Origin of the sequence: Rhodoferax sp., assembly GCF_039922535.1 — a bacterium.
GTDB lineage: Bacteria > Pseudomonadota > Gammaproteobacteria > Burkholderiales > Burkholderiaceae_C > Rhodoferax_B.
On record NZ_JBDTEM010000140.1, the window covers coordinates 1 to 6089 of the forward strand.

At 64.7% G+C, this 6089-nt stretch carries 5 protein-coding genes; all 5 read left to right on the forward strand.

All coding sequences use genetic code 11. From position 1 onward, the window contains the following. A partial coding sequence (locus ABI213_RS06430) for an MFS transporter (RefSeq protein ID WP_348026468.1) occupies positions 1–1323 on the forward strand: 1323 nt, incomplete at its 5' end. Positions 1324–1366: 43 nt separating this feature from the next. Continuing rightward, positions 1367–2155, forward strand: coding sequence for an aldolase/citrate lyase family protein (locus ABI213_RS06435; protein WP_348006193.1), 789 nt, complete (start codon positions 1367–1369; stop codon positions 2153–2155). A 54-nt stretch (positions 2156–2209) separates the two neighbouring features. Further along, complete coding sequence (locus ABI213_RS06440; protein WP_348026470.1) at positions 2210–3121, forward strand: 2-hydroxy-3-oxopropionate reductase; 912 nt, start codon at positions 2210–2212, stop codon at positions 3119–3121. Positions 3122–3142: 21 nt separating this feature from the next. Continuing rightward, positions 3143–4408, forward strand: a complete 1266-nt coding sequence (locus ABI213_RS06445; RefSeq protein WP_348006191.1) for a glycerate kinase — start codon at positions 3143–3145, stop codon at positions 4406–4408. A 100-nt stretch (positions 4409–4508) separates the two neighbouring features. Beyond that, positions 4509–6089: DNA polymerase III subunit gamma/tau (gene dnaX / locus ABI213_RS06450; protein ID WP_348026472.1), on the forward strand; the 1581-nt coding region annotated here is incomplete at its 3' end.

Genomic DNA, 6089 nt, shown 5'->3' on the forward strand with positions numbered 1-6089 from the left:
AGCCGCATGCGCTACTGGATCTTGTTGATGATTTTTATCGTCACCACGGTCAATTACGCCGACCGGGCCACCTTGTCGGTCACCGGCCCGGCCATGCGCGAGGAGTTTGGCTTTGATGCCATCCAGATGGGCTACATCTTTTCGGCCTTCAGCTGGGCCTACGTGATGGCGCAGATCCCCGGCGGCTGGCTGCTGGACCGGTTTGGTGCCCGCCGGGTGTACGCGGCCAGCATCTTTTTGTGGTCGGCGTTTACGCTGCTGCAGGGCACCATTGGGGTGTGGAGCAGCGCGGCCACGGCGGTTGCCACCTTGTTTGGCTTGCGCTTCATGGTGGGGTTGGCCGAGTCGCCTGCTTTTCCGGCCAATGCCAAAGTGGTGGCCAGCTGGTTTCCTACGGCAGAGCGGGGCCGGGCATCGGCCATTTTTAATTCGGCCCAGTATTTTGCGGCCATGGTGTTTACGCCTTTGATGGCCGCCTTGACCCATTGGATGGGCTGGCACCATGTGTATCTGTGGATGGGCGTGCTGGGCTTTGCGCTGGCCCTGGTCTGGCTCAAGCTGGTGCACAGCCCCGCGAAGCACCCCGGAGTCAGCAAGGCCGAGTTGGCGTACATCGAAGCCGGTGGTGGCCTGATCCACATGGGTGAGCAGGGCAATGAGGCCAGCACCGCGCAGGTAGTGGTTTTGCCCAAGGGCCAAACCGGCTTTTACCTGAAGCAACTGTTGACCAACCGCATGCTGCTGGGCGTGTACCTGGGGCAGTTTTCGGTGAACGTGCTGACCTATTTCTTCCTGACCTGGTTCCCGGTGTACCTGGTGCAGTCGCGCCACATGACGATTTTGAAGGCCGGTTTCATGGTTTCGCTGCCCGCGATGTGCGGCTTTATTGGCGGCGTGCTGGGGGGCTATATCTCGGACCGCATGATCAAGTCGGGCTATTCGCTCACCATTGCGCGCAAAGTGCCCATCGTCTGCGGCATGCTGCTGTCGACCACCATGATCATCTGTAACTACGTGGACAGCGAATGGCTGGTGGTGGGCTTCATGGCGCTGGCCTTCTTTGGCAAGGGCGTGGGCTCCTTGGGCTGGGCCGTGGTGGCGGATACGGCACCCAAGGAAGTGATTGGCCTGGCAGGCAGCATCTTCAATATGTTCGGCAACATCGCCGGCATCGTCACCCCCATCGTGATCGGCTACATCCTGGCCACCACGGGTTCGTTCAATGGGGCGCTGCTGTTCGTGGGGCTGAATGCATTGGTGACCGTGCTCAGCTATCTGGTGATCGTCAAAGACATCAAGCGCATCGAGCTGAAGCACATCTAGCTGCATAACGATCTGGCCATCCATTCCAAACAAGGAGCATCCCATGCGCGAAAACCGCTTACGCACGCTGTGGAAATCGGGAGGCGCTGCCGTGAATGGCTGGCTGGCCATACCGAACAGTTTTTCCGCCGAGACCATGGCCCACCAGGGCTGGGATTCGCTCACCATTGACCTGCAGCACGGCATGGTGGACTACCAGGCCATGGTGCCCATGCTGCAGGCCATCTCCACCACCCAGACGGTGCCGGTGGTGCGCGTGCCCTGGCTGGAGCCCGGCATTCTGATGAAGACGCTGGACGCGGGTGCCTACGGCGTGATCTGCCCCATGGTCAACACCCGCGAAGACGCGCAAAAGCTCGTCGCCTACACCCACTACGCACCGCGCGGCACCCGCAGCTTTGGCCCGGTGCGGGCCACGCTGTACGGCGGGGCCGACTACGCCGAGCACGCCAACGACACCATCGTTACCTTCGCCATGATCGAAACCGCCAAGGCGCTGGACAACCTGGACGACATCTTGTCGGTGGAGGGGCTGGACGCGATCTACATCGGCCCGTCCGACCTGTCTTTGGCGCTGGGCTGCCGCCCGGTGTTCGACGATGTAGATCCCAAGGCCGCCGAGGCGATTGACCACATCCTGGCCCGCGCCAAGGCGCACGGCGTGGTGGCGGGCATCCACAACGGCAGCACCGACGGCGCGCTGGCCCGCATCGCCAAGGGCTTTCAGTTTGTCACCGTGAGTTCGGACGCACGGCTGATGGCGGCTGGAGCGCAGCAAGTCATCACCAAGATGCGCGCCAACCAGGCACCCGCCAGCACCGGCGGGTACTGATAATTTTTTAAACAAAATCGGGTGCTAGCGCCCGTTCCACCTGCAGGAGTAGCTATGAAATTAGGATTTATCGGTTTGGGCATCATGGGTGCGCCCATGGCATTGCATCTGGTCAACGCGGGCCACCAGCTGTACTTTTATGCACCCCGCAAGGTGCACGCGGGCATTGCAGCCTCCACGGCCATTGCCTGCGCCAATGCGGCCGACGTGGCACGCCACGCCGACATCACCTTCACCATGGTGCCCGACACGCCGGACGTCGAATCCGTGCTGTTTGGCGAAGACGGCATTGCCAGCGGCCTGGCGGCGGGTAGCGTGATGGAAGACGGCCACAGCCGCAAGATCATCGTGGATATGAGCTCGATTTCGCCCATCGCCACCAAGGCCTTCGCGCTGAAGATCAACGCCCTGGGTGCCGACTACATCGACGCGCCGGTGTCCGGCGGTGAAGTGGGGGCCAAGGCGGCCTCGCTGACCATCATGTGCGGCGGCTCCGAAGCGGTGTTTGCCACCGTGCGCCCGCTGCTGGAGCTGATGGGTAAAAACATCACCCTGGTGGGCGGCAACGGCGACGGCCAAACCACCAAGGTGGCCAACCAAATCATCGTGGCGCTGAACATCGCCGCCGTGGGTGAGGCCCTGTTGTTTGCCAGCAAAGCCGGTGCCGACCCGGCCAAGGTGCGCCAGGCGCTGATGGGCGGGTTTGCGTCCAGCCGTATCCTGGAAGTGCACGGCGACCACATGGTCAAGCGCACCTTTGACCCCGGCTTCCGCATCCGCCTGCACCAGAAAGACCTGGGCCTGGCCCTGCAAGGCGCGCGCGAGCTAGGTGTGTCCTTGCCGCAAACCGCCGGTGCGGCCCAGTTGATGCAGGTCTGCGCTGCCAATGGCATGGCCGATCTGGACCATTCGGCCTTGGTCCAAGCCTTGGAACTGATGGCCGGGCACGCCGTCGCCAAAGCCTAAGCAAGCCCTAAGATAGCTGCCATGCCTTCCACAGACCCCACCGCGCTGCTGCGCCGCATGTTCGATGCGGCGGTGGCCGCTGCCCAGCCCGCCTTGTGCCTGCCGCCGCATCTGCCGTCTCCACCCAAGGGCCGCACCATCGTCATCGGTGCGGGCAAGGCCTCGGCAGCGATGGCGCGGGCGCTGGAAGACCACTGGAGCGGTCCGTTGGAAGGCCTGGTCGTCACCCGCTACGGCTACGACGTGCCCTGCCAGCGCATCGAAATCGTGCAGGCTGCGCATCCGGTGCCGGATGCCGCAGGGCTGCAGGCGGCGCAACGTATCCGCCAGCTGGTGACGGGCCTGACGGCAGATGACCTGGTGATTGCGTTGATCTCCGGCGGCGGCTCGTCGCTGCTGGTGGCACCCGGCGAGGGCCTGACCCTGGCCGACAAGCAGGCCGTCAACACCGCGCTGCTGCACAGCGGGGCCAGCATTTCCGAGATGAACTGCGTGCGCCGCCACCTCTCCAGCCTCAAAGGTGGGCGGCTGGCGGCGGTCTGCCACCCGGCACAGGTGCTGACGCTGCTGATTTCCGACGTGCCGGGCGACGACCCCATCGACATCGCCTCCGGCCCCACCGTGGCCGACCCCACCACCTGCGCCGACGCGCTGGCCATCGTGGACCGCTACCGCATTGCCGTGCCGCCCGCAGTGCGCAGCCAGCTGGAAAGTGGCGCGGGCGAAACCGTCAAGCCCGGCGATCCGCGCCTGGCGGGCATCCAAACCCGCATGATCACCGCGCCCCAAATCGCCCTGGAAGCTGCCGCCCAGGTGGCGCGCGATGCGGGCATTACGCCGTACATCCTGGGTGACAGCCTGGAGGGCGAGGCCCGCGACCTGGGCAAGGCCATGGCCGGTATTGCCCGCCAGGTAGCGGTGCACGGTCAGCCGTTCACCACACCTTGCGTGCTGCTGTCGGGCGGCGAAACCACCGTCACTCTGCGCGGCAAGGGCCGGGGAGGGCGCAACGTGGAGTTTTTGCTGTCGCTGGCAGTGGCGCTGAACGGCCAACCCGGCGTGTTTGCCCTGGCCGGTGATACCGACGGCGTGGACGGTGCCGAAGAAATCGCCGGGGCCGTCCTGACTCCCAGCACCTTGCAGCGCGCCTGGGCGCTGGGCACCAACCCGCGCAGCAGCCTGGACAACAACGACGCGCACAGCTTCTTCCAGGCCCTGGGCGACTCGGTGGTGACCGGTCCCACGCTGACCAACGTGAACGACTTTCGCGCGATCCTGGTCGAATAGGCGTGCCCCTAACTTTCATGGCTGCGGCTGCAGAGCCACCCCGCAGCCATGAAAGTTCTTTCACGTTAAAGGGGGCCATCCCGCCCCTTAGAATCCCTGCATGTCTTATCTCGTGCTCGCCCGCAAGTACCGTCCGCGGAATTTCTCTGAAATGGTGGGGCAGGAGCACGTGGTGCAGGCCCTCAGCAACGCCCTGACCACCCAGCGCCTGCACCATGCCTATTTGTTCACGGGTACGCGCGGCGTGGGCAAAACCACGGTGTCGCGCATTCTGGCCAAGTCGCTCAATTGCCAGGGCGTGGACGGGACCGGCGGAATCACCGCCAGCCCTTGTGGTGTCTGCAGCGCCTGCACTGATATTGATAGCGGCCGGTTTGTCGATTACACCGAGCTGGATGCCGCCTCCAACCGGGGTGTGGACGAAGTCCAGGCCGTGCTGGAGCAGGCGGTGTACAAGCCGGTGCAAGGCCGCTTCAAGGTCTTCATGATCGACGAAGTGCACATGCTGACCAACACCGCGTTCAACGCGATGCTGAAGACGCTGGAAGAGCCGCCCGAATACCTGAAGTTCGTACTGGCCACCACCGACCCGCAAAAGGTGCCGGTCACCGTGCTGTCGCGCTGCCTGCAGTTCAATCTGCGCCCCATGGCCCCCGAAACCGTGCTGTCGCACCTGACCCAGGTGCTGCACACCGAAGGCGTGCAGGCCGAAACGGGCGCGCTGCGCCTGCTGTCCCGTGCCGCCCGGGGTTCGATGCGCGATGCCTTGTCGCTCACCGACCAGGCGATTGCCTTTGGCAACGGCCAGTTGGAGGAAACCACGGTACGCCAGATGCTGGGCAGCGTGGACCGCAGCTACGTGTTCCGCCTGATAGCCGCGTTGGCCCAGGGCGACGGCAAAACCGTGGTTGAAACGGCAGAGACCCTGCGCCTGAACGGCCTGAGCGCCGCCTCCACGCTGGAAGAAATGACCAACGTGCTGCAACGCATGGCCGTGCTCCAGGCCGTGCCCGGCATGCCGGTGGATGACAGCGACCCCGAAGCCGCCGACACCGCCCGCCTGGCCGCCGCCATGCCTGCCGATGAAACCCAGTTGCTCTACAGCATGTGCCTGCATGGCCGCGCCGAGTTGGGCCTTGCCCCCGACGAATATGCCGCGCTGACCATGGTGCTGCTGCGCTTGCTGGCCTTCAAGCCCGGCAGCCCGGTGCGCCAGTCGGCTGAAAAAAAAACTCTGATTGAACCTGCCAGGGCGGTTCTGGCCCCTGCGCCGTTGCCCGCTCCAGCGCCAGTGGCCGCTGCCGTAAAGCCTGTTGAAGCGCCTGCGCCAGTACCTGTGGCTGCACCGGTAGCCGCTCCTGCGCCCGTAGTACCTGCCGTGCAGGAATTGCCCGTGCGCGTGCAGGCCGAGCCCAGCCCACGTCTGCAAGCCCGCCCAGTCCCGGTATTCACGCCCCCAGTGCACACGGCAGACGGCGACTACTGGCACGCCACGGTGCAGCAGTTGATCGCGGCAGATGCCGTGGGCGGCCTGGTGCGCGAACTGGCTTTGCAGTCGCAACTGGTGGCGGTGGACGGCAGCCATTGGCGGCTGCGTATCGAACGTGAATCGCTGAGTCAGCCCATGAGCCGGGAGCGCCTGCGCGTGGCGCTAGAAACCGTGACCCCCAACGCCACACTG